This window comes from Savagea faecisuis (assembly GCF_042675605.1).
GTDB lineage: Bacteria > Bacillota > Bacilli > Bacillales_A > Planococcaceae > Savagea > Savagea faecisuis.
In genome coordinates this window covers 1-2,040 of the sequence record NZ_JBHTJF010000044.1, presented here as the reverse complement: position 1 = coordinate 2,040, position 2,040 = coordinate 1, and the positions used below count along the sequence as shown (strand labels likewise).

Here is a 2,040-nt window from a genome sequence, read left to right as displayed (position 1 = left end):
TTTCATAAAGAGATAGATTGGAAGTGTAGGAATGACGTTATTGTTGGAGGATTTTTTGATGATTAGAGAATTGAAACAGAAAGGATGGACGATTAGTGCCATAGCAAGAGAAACAGGCTTTGATCGAAAAACAGTGAGAAAACATTTAAATGCAGATACAGTTCCAGTATCAAAGAAAAGAACACCAAGGAAAAGCAAACTAGATCCATATAAGGCTTACTTGTTGGAGCGGATTAAGGAAGGAACAACGAATTGTGCAGTCTTAATGGAAGAGATTTGTGCAATGGGGTATGAAGGTAAAAGCACCATTCTAAGAGAATTTGTACAACCTTATCGGGAAGCTCCTAAAAAACAAGCGACTGTTCGATTTGAAACAGCCCCTGGCCGTCAAGCGCAAGTAGATTGGGCAGAAGATATTGGGGAGTTTTTAGTAGATGGTGTCAAACGACCACTCTATGCATTTATTATGATTTTAAGTTATTCACGAAAGCGATATATCGAGTTTACAACTGATATGACACAGGAAACTTTAATGAAGTGTCATATGAATGCCTTTAGTTATTTTAACGGGATTCCACAACAGTTGCTTTACGATAATATGCGTACCGTTGTCACTAAGCATAGTGTTAGTCAGATTCGTTTTAACAAGAAATTTGAAGATTTCCTTGCTTATTACGGTGTCATCCCAAAAGCTTGTAAACCTTATCGGGCGCAAACAAAAGGAAAAGTAGAACGTGCAGTAGCTTATTTAAAATCAAATTTCTTAAAACGTCGTCTCCCAGAGACATTAGAAGAATTGAATTATGAAGTACGCAAATGGCTTAATGAGGTTGTACATCAAAAGCGAAATCAGACAACCCAACAATGTCCAAATGATCGATTTGAAGAGGAGCGTTCTTTACTCCTTCAATGGAATAAAAAACCGCTATACCAAATTAGACAATGGGAACTCCGGGAAGTGAGTAAGGATTGTTTGATATCGTATCAGCAAAATAAATATTCCGTACCCTATCGTTACGCTGGACAACAAGTAAAAATCCATGAAACGAACGAAGGCATACTTGAAATTTATGATGAATATGAGTGCATCGCCACACATCTATTGATCGAGGGCAAACATCAAATGGCGATGGATGACCGTCACTATCAAGGATTACCCGGCACAAAAAAAGAGCAGGAAACGAATCTTCATGGTTTGGCGACCCCAGATTCTCCTACTCCAATTACTAATGTTGCAAATCGATCATTAGCTGTATACGCTGCACTCGAGGAAGGTGATTAATAATTATGCACTCATTACTCGAAAAGCGCTTAACAGCGCTTGGATGGCAGCAAACCGCACTTCAAATCGATGAACTCGTAGAAAGTGCTTCTGCCAATAATGTATCATATTTTGACTTTCTTGACACGCTTGTCAAACAAGAGTGGGAACTTCGCGAATCACAGGCTTTAGCAAAACGTATTCAAAGAGCAAAATTCCCTTATAGTAAAACGATTCACGATTTTGATTTTAGTTTCCAGCCAAGTATTAGTGAACAACGCGTGAAGGAAACGTGTACGTGCCGTTATATTGCGAACGGTGAAAACCGTATTATTCTCGGTCCACCGGGTGTGGGAAAAACCCATCTAGCAATCGGCTTTGGATTAGAAGCACTTGCCCAAGGATACCAAGTGTTGTTTATGACAGCAGATGAGTTAGGTGAGCAATGTCAAAAAGCAGAGAAAAAAGGGACGATGAATTATTTAATCAATCGATTATGTAAACCTGATTTGATTATTCTTGATGAGATTGGTTATTTTTCATTCGATGCCTTAACAGCAAACGTGTTTTTTCAAATAGTCTCAAGAAGGTACGAAAAGGGCGCAATGATCATTACGTCGAATAAATCATACTTAGAATGGGGCAAAACGTTTGGAGATGATGTATTAGCTACTGCGATCCTAGATCGTCTTCTGCATCATTCTGTTACCTTTAATATAAAGGGCGATTCTTACCGTATGGAGGAGAAGAAAAAAGCGGGAATTTTCCCGCTGCCTCAC

2 protein-coding genes are annotated in these 2,040 nt (G+C 38.9%); both read left to right on the top strand.

Annotated features, from left to right (window positions below; genetic code table 11):
• Positions 1-31: 31 nt before the first annotated feature.
• A complete protein-coding gene (istA, locus tag ACFQ0V_RS13075) occupies positions 32-1,282 on the top strand; it encodes an IS21 family transposase (RefSeq protein WP_381014403.1) in 1,251 nt (416 codons plus the stop codon).
• Between the two features lie 5 nt (positions 1,283-1,287).
• Positions 1,288-2,040: IS21-like element helper ATPase IstB (gene istB / locus ACFQ0V_RS13070; protein WP_381014402.1), on the top strand; the 753-nt coding region annotated here is incomplete at its 3' end.

Excerpts from the sequence above, each read along its gene's own strand:
- istA (WP_381014403.1), top strand. The coding sequence starts at position 32 with ATGACGTTATTGTTGGAGGATTTTTTGATGATTAGAGAATTGAAACAG.